This is a genomic window from Pantoea dispersa, from assembly GCF_019890955.1.
Lineage (GTDB): Bacteria > Pseudomonadota > Gammaproteobacteria > Enterobacterales > Enterobacteriaceae > Pantoea > Pantoea dispersa.
The window spans coordinates 474,163-489,411 of sequence record NZ_CP082346.1; the positions used below are offsets into that span (position 1 = coordinate 474,163).

The 15,249-nt window shown below is 56.2% G+C and carries 11 protein-coding genes; 8 read left to right on the forward strand and 3 right to left on the reverse strand.

Annotation, left to right across the window (positions count from 1 at the left end):
- Positions 1–190 precede the first annotated feature (190 nt).
- Together K7H94_RS02305 and K7H94_RS02310 are read right to left on the reverse strand one after the other, a co-directional pair.
- Entirely contained in the window at positions 191–814 is a 624-nt protein-coding gene (locus tag K7H94_RS02305) for a response regulator transcription factor (protein ID WP_021509694.1), read from the reverse strand.
- 99 nt (positions 815–913) lie between these two features.
- Complete coding sequence (locus tag K7H94_RS02310) at positions 914–4,585, reverse strand: ATP-binding protein (protein ID WP_222951571.1); 3,672 nt, start codon at positions 4,583–4,585, stop codon at positions 914–916.
- 500 nt (positions 4,586–5,085) lie between these two features.
- On the opposite strand from K7H94_RS02310, the gene K7H94_RS02315 reads away from it, so the two are divergent.
- The 4 genes from K7H94_RS02315 (at position 5,086) to K7H94_RS02330 (ending at position 9,161) form a co-directional block, all read left to right on the forward strand.
- Complete coding sequence (locus tag K7H94_RS02315) at positions 5,086–5,787, forward strand: response regulator (protein ID WP_222951572.1); 702 nt, start codon at positions 5,086–5,088, stop codon at positions 5,785–5,787.
- 169 nt (positions 5,788–5,956) lie between these two features.
- The gene (gene idnD / locus K7H94_RS02320; protein WP_222951573.1) at positions 5,957–6,988 is read left to right on the forward strand and encodes an L-idonate 5-dehydrogenase; all 1,032 of its coding nucleotides are present in this window, start codon (positions 5,957–5,959) and stop codon (positions 6,986–6,988) included.
- Positions 6,989–6,997: 9 nt separating this feature from the next.
- Positions 6,998–7,762: a gluconate 5-dehydrogenase gene (gene idnO, locus K7H94_RS02325; protein WP_150360382.1), complete on the forward strand. Its 765-nt coding sequence runs from the start codon at positions 6,998–7,000 to the stop codon at positions 7,760–7,762.
- Positions 7,763–7,841: 79 nt separating this feature from the next.
- A complete protein-coding gene (locus tag K7H94_RS02330) occupies positions 7,842–9,161 on the forward strand; it encodes a gluconate:H+ symporter (RefSeq protein ID WP_058771315.1) in 1,320 nt (439 codons plus the stop codon).
- 31 nt (positions 9,162–9,192) lie between these two features.
- Here K7H94_RS02330 and K7H94_RS02335 read toward each other — a convergent pair whose 3' ends face one another.
- Complete coding sequence (locus K7H94_RS02335) at positions 9,193–9,903, reverse strand: purine nucleoside phosphorylase YfiH/LACC1 family protein (protein WP_222951574.1); 711 nt, start codon at positions 9,901–9,903, stop codon at positions 9,193–9,195.
- Positions 9,904–10,012: 109 nt separating this feature from the next.
- On the opposite strand from K7H94_RS02335, the gene K7H94_RS02340 reads away from it, so the two are divergent.
- From K7H94_RS02340 to K7H94_RS02355, 4 genes are all read left to right on the forward strand, one after another.
- Positions 10,013–10,822, forward strand: coding sequence for a 5'-nucleotidase, lipoprotein e(P4) family (locus K7H94_RS02340; protein WP_141497049.1), 810 nt, complete (start codon positions 10,013–10,015; stop codon positions 10,820–10,822).
- A 580-nt stretch (positions 10,823–11,402) separates the two neighbouring features.
- Positions 11,403–12,044, forward strand: coding sequence for a carbonic anhydrase (locus tag K7H94_RS02345; RefSeq protein ID WP_222952008.1), 642 nt, complete (start codon positions 11,403–11,405; stop codon positions 12,042–12,044).
- The gene (locus K7H94_RS02350) at positions 12,041–13,516 is read left to right on the forward strand and encodes a SulP family inorganic anion transporter (protein WP_222951575.1); all 1,476 of its coding nucleotides are present in this window, start codon (positions 12,041–12,043) and stop codon (positions 13,514–13,516) included. The genes K7H94_RS02345 and K7H94_RS02350 overlap by 4 nt, the downstream gene beginning before the upstream one ends.
- Before the next feature lie 292 nt (positions 13,517–13,808).
- Positions 13,809–15,233 carry a GGDEF domain-containing protein gene (locus K7H94_RS02355; RefSeq protein ID WP_141497017.1) on the forward strand — a complete coding sequence of 475 codons (1,425 nt, stop codon included), beginning with the start codon at positions 13,809–13,811 and terminating at the stop codon, positions 15,231–15,233.
- The last annotated feature ends 16 nt before the right edge of the window (positions 15,234–15,249 follow it).

Genomic DNA, 15,249 nt, shown 5'->3' on the forward strand with positions numbered 1-15,249 from the left:
CGGACCACTTTCGCCAGGCACGGGAAGAAACCTGCGCGCCCTGTAATGGCATGAAGATTGGGCTAATAAATTAGCTCTGTGGTTATAAATTCCTGTATGACTCAATCTCTATAACAATCCCGGGTGAGGACGAGGTGATGATGCCATGCCTCAGTCGAATTAATCCGCAAGACTGGTCTTGATTTTGGCTTCAGCAGGCACCGTTTCGCCGTGCCAGTTCGATAATATCGACCAGATTCTTTGATTCGAGCTTTTGAAAAATTTTAGTTTTATAAGTACTGATGGTTTTGTTATTTAATCCTAATTCACAGGCAATGATTTTATTGGATTTTCCCTGCGCCAGCTGACGTAAAATAAGCGTTTCCCGCTCGGTCAGGCGCGACAGCATATCCTGTTCATTAACATAGCGCTGGCGCCGGTCAAGAATATCGCCGGGCAGATAATTTACATTATTAAATACGCAGCCAATGGCGGCGATCAGCGTCTGAATCGGATCGTATTTCGACACGAAACCGTTAGCGCCCTGACTAAGCGATTGTATAAGCAGGTGATTGTTACTGCTCTGACTGAGCAGAATGACTTTCATCCAGGTTTTAGATTTTACGATATCGCGTAAAAAGGCGATGCCATTTTTTTCTTTGAAATCAGGATCTAAAATCAGGATGTCGATGTGCTGATGAATAACATCGTCAATACCATCATTAATTGTGTTTGCTGTAGTGACACAATTAAAGCCATTCATTAATAATAAAGCCTGCACCCCAGCCGCAACAAGGCGATGCTCATCAACGATGAGAATTTTTGCATTAAACATAGATCTCCCTTTTACGACACCGATATGATGGCGCTGGCGGACATTATGTCTGGCGGCTTATCCCGGCGAACCGAGAAATGTCTTGATAAGATTATGTTTTTATAAAACCTGCTGATTTTTCAGCCGATATTGTTCAAAGATAATTAATGTTTCATTGACGGTGTTTATCTCGCACGCGATGGCGGCAATCAGCTGCGCGACATCGTGTCCTTCCTGCTGGTGTTTCTCCAGCTTGCGCCCCAGCTCCATTAGCGCGCTGGCATTGAGAATGCTGGCACCGCCTTTCAGCTTATGGCCAAGCTGTGACAGCGCGTGAGCATCAGTGGTTTGCTGCAGCGCCGCCAGCAATTCATCGTGGCTGGTGCGAATACTTTCCAGCAGGGTGATGCAGCTGGCGGGATCGCGCTCAGCCAGCTGCATCAGCAGCGGCGCAAAAGTCGGAACCGCCGCAGGTGCCGGCAGCGCGGCAGCGGCGGTGTCAGCAGCAGGTTGCCCGGTCACGGCTGCCTCGCTGTCAGGCGCGTTTGGCGTGCGGCGCGGACAGTGGGTGATTTGTGCCAGCAGCGTATCCAGATTCAGCGGCTTAAACAGACAGTCGTTCATGCCAGCCTGCAGGCAGCGCTGCATGATGTGCTGCTCGGCGGAGGCGGTCAGGCCGTATAGCGTGATCGGCGGCAGATGATGGTGGCGTTCATGCTGGCGCAGCGCCTGGGCAAATTCAAACCCGTTCATGCCGGGCATATTGCAGTCGGTAATGATCAGGTCAAAGCGCAGCGGATCCTGCTGCCACAGCTTCAGCGCTTCGACGGCGCTTTCGCTCACCACCACCTGATGGCCCGCCAGCTCCAGCTGTTTGCCCAGCAGCAGACGATTGGGCGCATGATCATCAATCACCAGCACTGACAGTTTATCGGTGACCAGCGGCTGTGACAGATGCGGTTGGGTTTGATCGCGCGGTTCGCCGGCCGGCGCGCGGAAGTAGAAGGAGAACACCGATCCTTCACCTGGCGTACTCTCCACAATCAGTTCGCCATCCAGCAGCTCTGCCTGATTGCGGCAGATGCTCAGGCCAAGACCGGTGCCAATCTGCTGCTGCTGACGTTCACCGACCTGGACAAACGGCTCAAAGATCGCCTGCTGCTGCTCTTCGGTCATGCCGCAGCCGTCATCACTCACTTCTATGACGAACTCACAACCTTCTTCTTCCTGGCCAATCCCCTGCATCAGCACCACGGTTACGCTGCCGCGATCGGTAAATTTAATGGCGTTACTCAACAGGTTAGACAGGATCTGGTTGATCATCAGCGGATCGGTTTGTACCCAGTAGGCCGCGATGTCCATTTCTACGCGCAGATCGATCCCTTTGCTTTCGGCCTTGTTGCGGAACAGCGTCACCGCCTGATCGATCACATCCGGCAGATAGACGGTTTCCGGCGTGGGTTGATACTGGCCAGATTCGATCTTTGACAGATCGAGGATATCGCCGATCAGCGACAGCAGCGCGCGCGCCGAGCTGTAGGCGACGCGAATATTTTCGGACAGCGTCTCACACGGCTGCGAGCGGGTTTCCAGCTCCAGCAGACCAATGATGGCGTGCAGCGGCGTGCGGATCTCATGACTCATGCTGGCGAGAAACTCACTTTTGGAGCGGTTGGCTTTGTCTGCGGTGTCCTTGGCCAGCTGCAGCTCCTGCAGCAGCGCGTTACGCTCGGTAACATCGACCCAGCCGCCGATCACCCCGGCAACTTCCCCCAGCCGATCGCGAAACGGCAGCGTCCAGTGGTACAGATGGAAGGCCTGCTGGCCAAACATCAGCTGGACGTCGCGCATTACCGCTTCACCATCCAGCAGCGTCTGCTGGTAACCATCTTCGATAGTGTGAATGCTGGCGTTATTGGTGTTGAACACGTCCGACAGTCGTTTGCCAATTACCTCGTCGCGTTTGATGTGCAAAAAGCGCAGATAGGCATTATTACAATCCACCAGCCGCGTTTGCTTATCGCGAATGTACATCGCCACCGGCGAGTCATTAAACAGCGTGTGGGTAAAATTGAGCTGATTTTTCAGCGCATTCTCAGCCTGCATACGCTGCTGAATCACTTTGCGCAGATGGTGGTTCCACAGCAGGATCAGCAGAATCAATCCCAGCGATACCGAAACAATCAGCAGAATCGTTTGCTTATAGTTCTGCCACGAGCCGCTGAGAAACGGCGGTTCCGCCTGACGCCACTGCGCCATCAGCTTAAACAGGGTTTCCGGTGGGATGGCCAGCAGCGCTTTATCGAGAATACTGATCAGCGTCTCATTGCCGGGCTCAACGCGCATCACAAAGCGCGCGGGATCGGCGCCCAGTGTACCCTCGACGATCAGCCCGCTGCCAAAATGGTTGCGCAGATGGTAGTCGGCAAAAATTTTCGGCACGATCACCGCATCGACCTTGCGCGCCAGCAGCTGGCGCAGCGCATCCAGCGGACGATCGGTATCGCTGACCGACAGGTGCGGATAGTGCTCCTGCAGCCAGCTTTTCATTAGCGAATTTTTTAGCATCAGCGCCGAACCAAACGGAAAGGTGTCGCGCGCCATAATGTTTCCCGGCTGCTGATTGCGAATGATCACCCAATGCGATACCAGCCACGGACGCGTAATCAGAGCCGGTTGTGCTTCGAACTGTGGCTCCAGAATTTCCAGCGGAAACAGCTTTGGCAAAGGACGTCCGCCGGGGTGTTCATGACTGGCGTGCGCTACAAAATTCAGGCCGGTCTGGCTGGTGATCAGCTCCAGCACGTCCGGCGCCATACCGCGAAACTGTTCTGCTGGCGTCCGGCTGCTGAGCGGTGCCTGCGCCAGCGGCAAGGTGGTCTCGATGTGAATGTTGTTTTGTAGCCACTGCTCTTCGTCGGCGGTCAGCGCCAGCGGATTACGTTGCAGTACATGATGGGGATCGAGTTGCCAGCGTTTGGCAATCTGCATGCGGATAGACAGCGGAATCTGCGGCAGCGCCTGGTTGATGGCGTCGGCCAGCGCAGGATACAGCGGACTGATGCCGAAACCGACGTTGAGCGGAATCGTATGCTCATCGGCCAGAATAGTGAGCGCGTTGGCAAACAGATAGCGGTTGAGGTGCGTCAGCGTCGCCGCATTTCCCCAGACGCGCGCCGTCTGACCATAAACGGTGGCGGCGACGGCATCATAGTAGCCCGGGAAACGCACCAGCTGCGCGTTTTCGTATGTCTCTTCCAGGTACTGGCGCTGCAGCGGCGTGCCTGACCAGGCGATTTGCTCGGGCATGCCGTTATTGAGAAAAAGGTCGCTGTCGGTCTTTAGTCCCATCTCGCTGTAATCCAGCATCCACGGGGCGCTGGCCAGCAGCGGCTGCGACTGTGACGACGGCTGGGCGACGTAAATCGCCAGCATATGCATTTCGCCTTGCACCACCGCCTGCTGCGCGGCGCTATGACTGGGGAAGTGATAAAGCTCAATGCTGGTCTCCAGCATGCTTTGAATCAGCGACAGGTAGTCGGCGCTCAGGCCTTCGAAGCGGCGCGTATCGGTATCCATATATATTGGTGGCTGTGCTTTACCGGCCACCGCGACTTTAATTACTTTATTTCGAAAGGCAGACGAGATGGGCTCCGCCAGCTGCAGCGCGGGCTGGGCGGTATCGTAACGCGCTAAAAGCTGCAATGGTTTGACCTGCGCCTGCAGCGCGCCGCCAAAAAAAATAAACAGGACCACGCCCGCCAGACGGATGAAATTAACAGGATTAAACACCGTGCGTTCCTGAAGAAAATAAAGTCATTAATGCTGATAAGGGAAAAGGAGTATAAAGAGATTTATCCCGCCTGCCTGATCTAATGACGCATTAAGGATATTTTGCGACCATTCTCGAATGTTTAACTTATTATTAACATTCGTGGTTTTTTTTAGATATTGCTTTTGCTTTGATTTCAAATATTTCAACGGTTTATCCATAAAATGACCTTTCAAGACAATTCTTATGTGGTCCTTTCACAGAGTTACGTCAGAATTTTCGCAGTTTTTCCGGGGCCGCTCACCGCTGCTGTCCATTCATCCGGTAAAACTACCTTTTAATTAGCGGTAATAAGTTAAACGCGTAAGCAAAATTCTAATTTTTGTTAACCTGGTGACGTTTGGTTTAAACCGTTGCAGGCGATTTTCCCGGCAGCGGTCAGCGCATACTTTCAGGTCATTTTCACTGGTGTGGTTATCAGTACTGGACAAAATTGAGACTGTAATAAAGGAATAAAAGAATGGTATATGCACATAATAAACAGGTGCGTGTCGCTGTCCTTGATGATCACCAGATGGTTCGTACCGTTTTCGAGTTATGCCTGAAACACGAACCCGATATTCATCTGGTCGGGACCTGGTCTTCAAGTAATGAACTGTTTAGTCAGCTGCGCAGCACCACGGTGGATGTGCTGGTGCTGGATTTTTTGCTGGGCGAGCGGGAACTGGATGGCCTGGCCCTGGTGAAACAGCTGCGAAATCACTATCCGCAGCAAAAGATATTGATCTCATCGTCCATGGAGAGTCCGGCGATTGTCAAAATGGTGCTGAGCGCCGGCGTTAAGGGCTTTATTGGAAAAAGCCACAATATGCAGGAGATCGTCCAGGCGATTCGCCAGGTGGCGCAGGGGCGGCTATTCCTGTCGCAGGAAGTGGCGTACGAGGTGGAAAACCTCTACGTGATGAATGAAGACGCCATCAACGAAAACCTCGATCTCTCCAGCAAAGGCAATATGTACGAGAAGGTGAAAACCCTCAGTCCGCGCGAAGTAGAAGTGGTGCGCTGTTTTCTGGATGGGCTCAGCGTGTCGCAAATTGCCGTGAAGTTTAAACGCAGCCGCAAAACCGTGAGCGGACAAAAGCAGTCGGCGCTGAAAAAGCTCGGCCTGCGCTCGGATTCGGAATTGTTCAAATACAGCCACGACCTGATGTCGGGCAGCTAATCCTTCTTTAAGGCGGTCAGGAATGGCCGCCGTCTGCTTTTCCGCCTCTCTGCATCACGTTCCCGGTAACAGCCGTTTTGTAACATCGCGTTGAGTGATGTTCGTCACAGTTTCGCCGGCCGTATCCGGCTGTGATAGCCCCCATTGCTACAGCACTGAAGGGGCTACAATGAACATTGAAACGCAATCCTGCGTCATTACCGGTAAAAAACAGGTCAGCGTCGCACAGCAGCAGGTGCAGTGGGACGGCACCGGCACGCTGGTACGCATCACGCGCGGCGGCATCTGCGGGTCCGATCTGCACTACTATCAGGAAGGTAAAGTCGGCAGCTTTGAAGTGAAGATGCCGATGATCCTCGGCCATGAAGTGATCGGCTACGTGGTGGAGAGCGACGATCCGCAGCTCCAGCCCAATCAAAAAGTGGCGGTCAATCCCTCAAAGCCGTGCGGCAGTTGTAAATACTGTCTGCGCGAGCAGCAAAATCATTGCACTTCAATGCGCTTTTTCGGCAGCGCCATGTATCTGCCACACGTGGATGGCGGCTTCACGCAATACAAAGTGGTCGATAGCGCGCAGTGTGTGCCGTTTCCGCAGGAGGCCGATGACAGCGTAATGGTGTTTGCTGAACCGCTGGCCGTGTGCATCCACGCCACGCAGCAGGCGGGCGATCTGAGCGGCAAAACCGTGTTCATTTCCGGCGTCGGGCCGATTGGCTGTCTGATTGCCGCCGCTGCCAAAGCCCGCGGAGCTGCGGAGATTATTTGCAGCGATATCAGCGAACGCTCGCTCAGCCTGGCGCAGCAGATGGGCGCGACCGGCGTGATCCACGCGGCTGACGGTGATTTCACGCCCTACCTTGCAGATAAAGGCTTCTTTGATGTCGCTTTCGAGGCTTCCGGCCATCCGTCTTCGCTGCAGCGCTGTCTCGACGTGGTATGCGCCAAAGGCACGCTGGTACAGGTTGGCATGGGCGGCACCATTCCGGATTTCCCGCTGATGACGCTGATCGCCAAAGAGATCAATCTGGTCGGTTCTTTCCGTTTCACCCACGAATTCAACACGGCGGTTGACTGGCTGGCACGCGGCGTGGTCAATCCGCTGCCGCTGTTCAGCGGGGAGTATGACTTACAGGATATCGACGCGGCGCTGCAGTTTGCCGGTGATAAAACCCGGGCGGCGAAAGTCCAGTTAACGTTTTAAGGAGTCAGTATGAGTCAGCTATTTTCCCTGGCGGGCAAGCGTGTGTTGCTCACCGGTTCGGCGCGCGGCATCGGTTTTCTGCTGGCGCGCGGTCTGGCGGAGGCGGGCGCGGAAGTGATCATCAACGCCACCACCGGGGACGGCGCAGAGCAGGGCGCGGCGAAACTGCGCGAGCTGGGTTATCACGCGCGGGCGAAGGCCTTTGACGTCACGCAGTCGGCGCAGGTTCAGCAGGCGGTCGAGGAGATTGAAAGTCAGTGGGGCGCGATTGATATCCTGGTGAACAATGCCGGCATTCAGCGCCGCCGGCCGTTTCTCGAGTTTCCCGAGCAGGACTGGAACGACGTGATTGCCGTCAACCAGACAGCGGTGTTTCTGGTGTCACAAACCGTGGCGAAAAGAATGGTGCAGCGTCAGCGCGGAAAAATCATCAACATCGGCTCGATGCAGAGCGAACTGGGCCGCGACACCATCACGCCGTATGCCGCCTCCAAGGGCGCCGTCACCATGCTGACGCGCGGCATGTGCGTGGAGCTGGCGCGCCACAATATTCAGGTTAACGCCATTGCACCGGGCTATTTCGTCACTGAGATGACCCAGACGCTGGCTGACGATCCGGCCTTCACCGGCTGGCTGACCAAACGTACGCCGGCCGCACGCTGGGGCAAGCCGGAAGAGCTGATTGGCGCGGCGGTGTTCCTGGCGTCGGGCGCATCTGATTTCGTCAATGGCCATCTGCTGTTTGTTGATGGCGGTATGCGCGTCGCCGTGTAATGCCGTGGCGCGGCTGGCGTAATTGCCGGCGCGCGCCTAAACCTTAAACACCCCTCTGTCTTCCTAAGGATAATAAAAAATGCCAATAACCATAATTGTGCTGGGTGTGATACTGCTGCTGGTTCTGATGATTGTCTTCAAGGTCAATGGCTTCATTGCGTTGGTGTTTGTATCGGCGGTGGTAGGTATCGCCGAAGGCATGACGCCGCTCAATGTGATGGCCTCGATTCAGAAAGGCATTGGTTCCACGCTCGGTGGCCTGGCGATGATCCTCGGCTTTGGTGCCATGCTTGGGCGGCTGGTGTCCGATACCGGCGCTGCCCAGCGGGTGGCCACCACGCTGATTGCCGCGTTCGGTAAACAGCGGCTGCAGTGGGCGCTGGTGGTCACCGGACTGATCGTCGGTCTGGCGATGTTCTACGAAGTCGGCTTCGTACTGTTGCTGCCGCTGGTGTTCACCATCGTTGCGGCGGCCGGACTGCCGCTGCTGTACGTCGGCGTGCCGATGGTGGCAGCGCTGTCGGTGACGCACTGCTTCCTGCCGCCGCATCCCGGCCCAACCGCCATTGCCACTATTTTTGGTGCCAATCTCGGCACCACGCTGTTGTACGGCTTAATCATTACCATCCCGACAGTGATCATTGCCGGCCCGATCTTCTCAAAATTCCTCAAAAGCTTCGAAAAGTCGCCGCCGGAAGGGCTGTATAACCCTAAAATTTTCACCGAAGAGGAGATGCCGGGCTTCTTTATCAGCATCTTTGCTGCAGTGATTCCGGTGGTGCTGATGGCGATTGCGGCAGTCTGCGAACTGACGATGCCGAAAGAGAATGCGCTGCGCCAGTTCTTTGAATTTATCGGCAACCCGGCGGTGGCGCTGTTTATCGCCGTGGTAATTGCGGTGTTCACCCTCGGTCTGCGCAACGGGCGCAAAATGGAGCAGGTGATGGATATGTGTGGCGATTCGATTGCCGCCATCGCCATGATCGTCTTTATCATTGCCGGCGGCGGCGCCTTTAAGCAGGTGCTGGTGGATAGCGGTGTCGGTAATTACATCGCCGATCTGATGAAAGGATCGTCGCTGTCACCGCTGCTGATGTGCTGGACGGTGGCGGCAATGCTGCGCATCGCGCTGGGATCGGCCACGGTCGCGGCGATCACCACCGCCGGCATCGTGACGCCGATCATTGCCGCTACCCATACCGATCCGGCGCTGATGGTGCTGGCGGTCGGTTCAGGCAGCGTGATCGCCTCGCACGTGAACGATCCGGGTTTCTGGCTGTTCAAAGGCTATTTCAACCTGAGCGTGGTTGAAACGCTGAAAACCTGGACGGTAATGGAAACGCTGATCTCCATCCTCGGCCTCGCCGGTGTGCTGGCGCTCAACGCCATCATTCACTAACGCCCGCGCTTCACAGGGAGGTGAAGCGTGCTTACGCGCGGCGGCGAATCCACGAGAAACGTGACTGATAGCCGCTGTCAAAATGGGTGTTATAGCGATAGCTCGAACCCGCCTCTGCCATGCAATAAGTACACACCGCTAGGCGATCAATCTGCGCCGCCGGGATGCCGCGCTGTAACAGCAGGCCCTGCGCCAGCTGAGGCAAATCAAACCATACTCCCTGATGATGCGCCTGTGCCTGAGGTCGGATTGCCTGCGGGTTGTGCGGCTGTTGCTGTGACCAGCGTAGCGCCGGCAGGTCCGGGCGCTGCTGCATCTGTGCGATGCGATCGACGCCCAGCTCATAGCAGCACGGGCCGATCGCCGGACCGATCGCCACCAGCAGGGATGCCGGTGTCGCGCCACCCGCCAGCAGCTGATCGAGGGCACTGCTCAGCACGCCGCCGAGCGTACCCTGCAAGCCGGCATGCACCGCCGCCACCTGATGCGTTTTCACATCGGCAAACAGCACCGGCAGACAGTCAGCGGTGTAAACCGCAACCGGCTGATGATCGTCACTGATCACCCCATCGGATTCACAACTTTTCGGCGGCCGGTTTTGCCCGGCCAGCACCACTTTTGCGCTGTGCCGCTGCTGTCCGTAGGCCGCAGCGGCCGGTGCCGGCTGACCGGCAGGCTGAAAGGCATACTCCAGCCAGCGTTGACTCTCAAGCAGCGCCGAGCGCGGCCCGCGATTATCCATAAGTGTCTCCTGTGACCTGACCCCGGTTTTCCTCTGCCCACAGCTTACGTTAACTGCTACATTTTTAAAGCTTTACAAAAACTGACCATAATCACTTAAGGACGACATGATGAAAAACACCACCTGGCTGGCCGCGGCGGGCCTGATTGCCCTGACGCTCACCGGCTGTGCCCAACCGCAAAAACAGCAGGCTCAGCAGCAACTCGGTCAGCAGTCGGTGCTGGCAGTCAACTGGTTCCAGCAGTCTGGCGAGTATCAGGCGCTGAGCTGGCAGGCGTTCAACACGGCACGCATGGCGTTTGATAACGCTCCTTCGCTTACCGGCAAACCCAAAGCGGTGATTGTTGATCTGGATGAAACCATGATCGATAACAGCGCTTACAGCGCGTGGCAGGCAAAAAACGGCCAGCCGTTCTCCGGTAAAACCTGGTCAGCGTGGACGCAGGCGCGTCAGGCGACCGCGGTGCCCGGTGCCGTCGAATTTGCCAACTACGTGAATAGCCACGGCGGCACCATGTTCTACGTCTCGAACCGCGATCAGAAAGACTACGCGGCTACGGTCGATAATCTCAACAAGCTGGGCTTCAGCGGCGTAAGCGACAAAACCGTGCGTCTCAGCACCGGTAACTCCAATAAACAGGCGCGTTTCGACGCAATTAAAAATGCCGGCTACAACGTGGTGCTGTATATCGGCGATAACCTGAATGACTTCGGCGGCGCCACCTGGCATCAGGGTAACGCGCAGCGCCAGCAGTTTGTCACGCTCAACCATCAGCGTTTTGGCACCCAGTTCATTGTGCTGCCAAATCCACTGTACGGCGACTGGGAGAGCGGGATGGCTGAAAACTACAATAAGTTAACCCCGGAACAGCAGCTGCAGGTGCGTGAATCCCGCATGAAAGCCTGGAACGGTAAATAATTCGTCAAGCGAAATAGCGCCTGCCCTGGCGGGCGCTTATCGCAGGCGGTTAGCGCCAGTGATATTTACGTTTCTTTGTAATTATTATTCTGCTTATCATTTTCCCGATCTCTTACTTAATCCTTCCGCCGCCTTCAGTGAAATATCATCGCGAATAACGTTAAAACCAGCGAATATCACTATTCATAAATTTAGTAATTAGGATTTTTCTCAGCGAGCAGAGTGTAATCCACCATACCAGCGTAAAGGCGCAAAAGTTTTACGTGTATATATTTGTCAGTGCATCCGAAATGCGTTTTAAAAATTAATTTTAATAAGCTGATTATATTGATTTTTAATGGAACCTTCCCTGATTGCGTCACTTGCATTAACTTACTTTGCCATGACATTTTCTGACACTTATTTTACATAAGGTCGCTTCTTCTGCCTGGCTGAAATATTCCTGGTGCAAATCAATTCATAAGCGTCTATAACCAATTTCTGTGAGAAAGCGCCGTATACACCTGCCACAGAACGCTAAAACCGTGCTGCGCCATGCATTTATTTGCCCGGAAGCGCTATTTGCGGATACAGAGAGAAGATAATTGTGACGACCCTTAAACCCTTATTAGCGAAAAATCGCAGTTGGGCACTCCAGCGCCGCGAGCGTAATCCAGATTACTTTGAACAATATCTGCATCAGCAGAAACCCCACTCCCTGTGGATTGGCTGTTCCGACAGTCGCGTACCGGCAGAAGTGCTGACCGGCTCGCATCCGGGCGAGCTATTCGTGCACCGCAATATCGCCAATATGGTACTACCCGATGATGACAACTTTATCAGCGTGCTGCAGTACGCGATTTTTTATCTCGGCGTCGAGCGCATTGTGCTGTGCGGTCACTACGGCTGCGGCGGCGTGCAGGCGGCGCTGGGTCTGCCTGCCAGCCCGTTAGCGCAGGAGGATTCGGCGCTCGCCAGGCGCATTGCCGCGCTGCGGCGCGCATTGCAGCACGGGCTGGTGGCCTATCACGCCAGTCCCGCGCAGGAAGAGGAGAGCAGCAAGCTTAACCGGCTGGTTGAAGCCAATGTCATCGCCCAGTTTAGCCAGCTGGTGCGCTGCGAGCCGGTGCAACAGGCCTGGCAGGCCGGACAGCAGCTGGATGTATTTGGCTGCGTGTATGACCTGCAGTCCGGCCATCTGAAAGAGTTAATCCAGCAATCGTCAGAGGAACCCTCATCATGAATCTGCAAACGCTTCGTCAGGATATTCCTGCTGGTCTGGTGGTGTTTCTGGTGGCGCTGCCACTGTGTCTGGGCATCGCGCAGGCCAGCGGTCTGCCGCCCTTTGCCGGTCTGCTCACCGGGGTGATCGGCGGTCTGCTGGTTACCGCGCTCAGTCCCTCGCGCTTTGCCGTGAGCGGCCCGGCGGCGGGGCTGGTGACCATTGTTGTGGCCTCAATCCAGACGCTGGGCAGCTTTTCCGCGTTTCTCACCGCGCTGATTCTGGCTGGCGTGCTGCAGTGCATGCTCGGCCTGCTGCGCGCCGGTCGTTTTATCTCACTGGTGCCAGGTAGCGTCATCAAAGGGATGCTGGCGGCCATTGGCCTGCTATTGATTATGCAGCAGATTCCGGTGGCGCTGGGCGCAGCGAGCGATGCCGGTCTGCAGTCGCTGGTCAGCGGGGAGTTTTCGTTTTCGCTCAGCGCAATGCTGGTGGCCGGTAGCGGGCTGCTGATTCTGTGGCTGTGGACCACGCCCGCGATCAAAGCGGTTAAAGCGCTGAGCTGGATCCCCGGCCCGCTGGTGGCGGTGCTGTTTGGCTGCCTCGCCACGGTGATGGGCGATCGCCTGTTTCCCAGCTTCGGCGAAGGCCTGCCGCGTATCGTATTGCCGGCGTTTGACAGTATGTCGGCGCTGGTGGCGGAGCTGGAAACCCCAGACTGGCTGGCGTGGCAGAATCCGTCGGTGTGGGTGGTAGCGATTACGCTGGCGCTGGTGGCCAGCCTTGAAACGCTGCTCAGCCAGGAGGCGCTGAAAAAACTGCGTCCGCAGCACCCGGCGCCGTCACCGAATAAAGAGATGTTCGCGCAGGGCATCGGTAACCTGACCGCCGGCTTGCTCGGCGCGATGCCCATTACCGCGGTGATTGTGCGCAGCTCGGTCAACGTCAGCGTGGGTGCCCAAACCAAACTGTCGATTCTGCTGCACGGCGTGCTGCTGCTGATTTGTGGCTTGTGGTTCAGCGCTCTGCTTAACGCAATTCCGCTCGCCAGCCTGGCGGCGGTGCTGCTGTATACCGGCTATAAGCTGGCAACGCCGCGCCTGTTCGTCGAACAGATTCGCATGGGCGCGCAGCAGTACGTGCCATTTCTCGCCACCATCGGCGGCATCATTGTGTTTGGCATGCTGGCCGGGATTGGCATCGGTATCGCGACGCAGATTCTGTGCAGCATCTACCAAAGCCATCGCAACGCGCTGCAGCTTACCCGCTATGACGACCATTACGTGCTGCGCTTTCAGCAAAACCTGACCTTCATGCACAACCCGAAGTTGCAGGGGCTGCTGGCGGAGATCCCGGAAAATAGCGTGGTGATTGTCGATCACGATAACGCCGAGTATATGGATCCGGACGTGAAAGCGGTGCTGCAGGATTTCGGGGATAGCGCCGGTGAGCGCGGCATCCGGCTGAGCCAGTGGCCGGTGGCGGTGAAATAACGTTTCCGCGCACGGTCATGCAGTTTTTTTCGCCAGAATCGGATATCCCGGATATCCGATTTTTTTATTTATACGGCATAATTGCCGCTCACAGCGCCTGCCTGTTTCACTCCCTTTTGGCGGGGCCGGTAGCTCGTCTCTGGCTTTCATGGCAGAGTGAGCGCCGCTCAGTCGCAGAGCAGGGCGACGAACACCGGTTTAATTAGCGAATTATCGCACGGATTTTTCAGGTTAAATGATTGCTGATGCCAGCGACGGATGGCAGCGATTTCAGGTTACAGGGTTCAGACGTATGCGCGTTAAGCTGTTTGAAGAGAATAATGTTAAAAAGAATGCTCTTTCGCTGTGTCTTATTACGCTGTTCTTCTGCTTTGTTGGCAGCCACCTGCGTATTCCCGAAGAGTTTTCCCTGTTCTGGCCGGTGAATGCCCTTATCGCCGGGTTGATGGTGCGCAACCCGTTTTTACACACCACTTCCAGTTATCTGGTGTGTTTTGCCGCCATGATTTTCAACGATACGGTTTTTTCCGGCTGGGCACTGCCAGCGGTGACGATTAATTTTGCCAATATCCTGTTTATACTGGTGTCAGTGAGCATGCTGATTAAGCATCTGCAATCGCCGACCGCAAACAGCCAGGTGTTCAACGCCATGCGCATCTTTCCGGCGTGCCTGCTCGGCGCGGCAGCCTGCGCCACCTGGGGGGCGTGGGCGCAGGATATCGACTTCAACGCGCGCTTTGTGGTGGCGTGGGCCGACTGGTTCAGCGAGCAGTTCTCCACCTCACTGATGCTGCTGCCTGTAATGCTGACGCGTCCGCTGCGCAGTGTGCCGCTGCGGACGCTGGTACACCCGGCCAGGCTGCTGCCGCTGCTCGCCGTGGCGCTGTCGCTCACGGTGGGGGCGCTGATTGGTGGCGCGGGCAGTCTGACTTTCCCGGTGCCGGCGTTGATCTGGTGTGCCATTGTTCTGCCGATTCCGATCACCAGCCTGGTGATTCTGTTCACCGGCATCACCGAGATCGTGCTGGTCTCGCACGGCGTGATGAATATTCAGGGCGATGATTCGCTGCTGCCTATCAGCCATCTCACTTCTGCACGGCTCGGCGTGGCCACCGTAGCGCTCAGCCCGCTGCTGGTGGCGGTGAGCATGGACGCCATTCGCCAGCTTAACCATCGCCTGGCATTGCGCGCCAATTACGATTTCCTCACCCAGCTACTGTCGCGCTCCGGCCTGTATGAAAACCTGCGCCAGCAGCCGTTTTCCCTGCAGCATGAAGCCGGCGTGATTATGCTGGATGTCGACTACTTCAAAGCCATTAATGACAATTTTGGCCACGATGCCGGCGATGGCGTGCTGGAGGAAATTGCGCGTCGTATTCAGCACGTGGTCGGCAGTCGCGGCCTGGTGTGCCGCTTTGGCGGCGAAGAGTTCGTGGTGGTGGTGTTTGATTACACCCACAGCCAGCTGTTTCAGCTGGCCGAAGTGATTCGGCAGGCAATGGTGAAAGAGAAGTTCTGGATTCAGGGCAACACCGTGACCGTGACGGTCAGCCTCGGCCTGGCGCGCGGCGGTGCGGTTAACGAACGTGAATGGCCGGGGGTAATCAACCGGCTGGTGTCGGCGGCTGATAAACACCTTTACGTTGCCAAGCGCAACGGCCGCAATCAGACCTCGCCGGCAATTGCGCCGCGCAGCATGGCGCATGACGTGGCCTGAGCCACGCCATCGCAGG

Coding starts and splice junctions, on each gene's coding strand:
- K7H94_RS02305 (WP_021509694.1), bottom strand. CDS start 814: ATGTTTAATGCAAAAATTCTCATCGTTGATGAGCATCGCCTTGTTGCG.
- K7H94_RS02315 (WP_222951572.1), top strand. CDS start 5,086: ATGGTATATGCACATAATAAACAGGTGCGTGTCGCTGTCCTTGATGAT.
- idnD (WP_222951573.1), top strand. CDS start 5,957: ATGAACATTGAAACGCAATCCTGCGTCATTACCGGTAAAAAACAGGTC.
- idnO (WP_150360382.1), top strand. CDS start 6,998: ATGAGTCAGCTATTTTCCCTGGCGGGCAAGCGTGTGTTGCTCACCGGT.
- K7H94_RS02330 (WP_058771315.1), top strand. CDS start 7,842: ATGCCAATAACCATAATTGTGCTGGGTGTGATACTGCTGCTGGTTCTG.
- K7H94_RS02335 (WP_222951574.1), bottom strand. CDS start 9,903: ATGGATAATCGCGGGCCGCGCTCGGCGCTGCTTGAGAGTCAACGCTGG.
- K7H94_RS02340 (WP_141497049.1), top strand. CDS start 10,013: ATGAAAAACACCACCTGGCTGGCCGCGGCGGGCCTGATTGCCCTGACG.
- K7H94_RS02350 (WP_222951575.1), top strand. CDS start 12,041: ATGAATCTGCAAACGCTTCGTCAGGATATTCCTGCTGGTCTGGTGGTG.
- K7H94_RS02355 (WP_141497017.1), top strand. CDS start 13,809: ATGCGCGTTAAGCTGTTTGAAGAGAATAATGTTAAAAAGAATGCTCTT.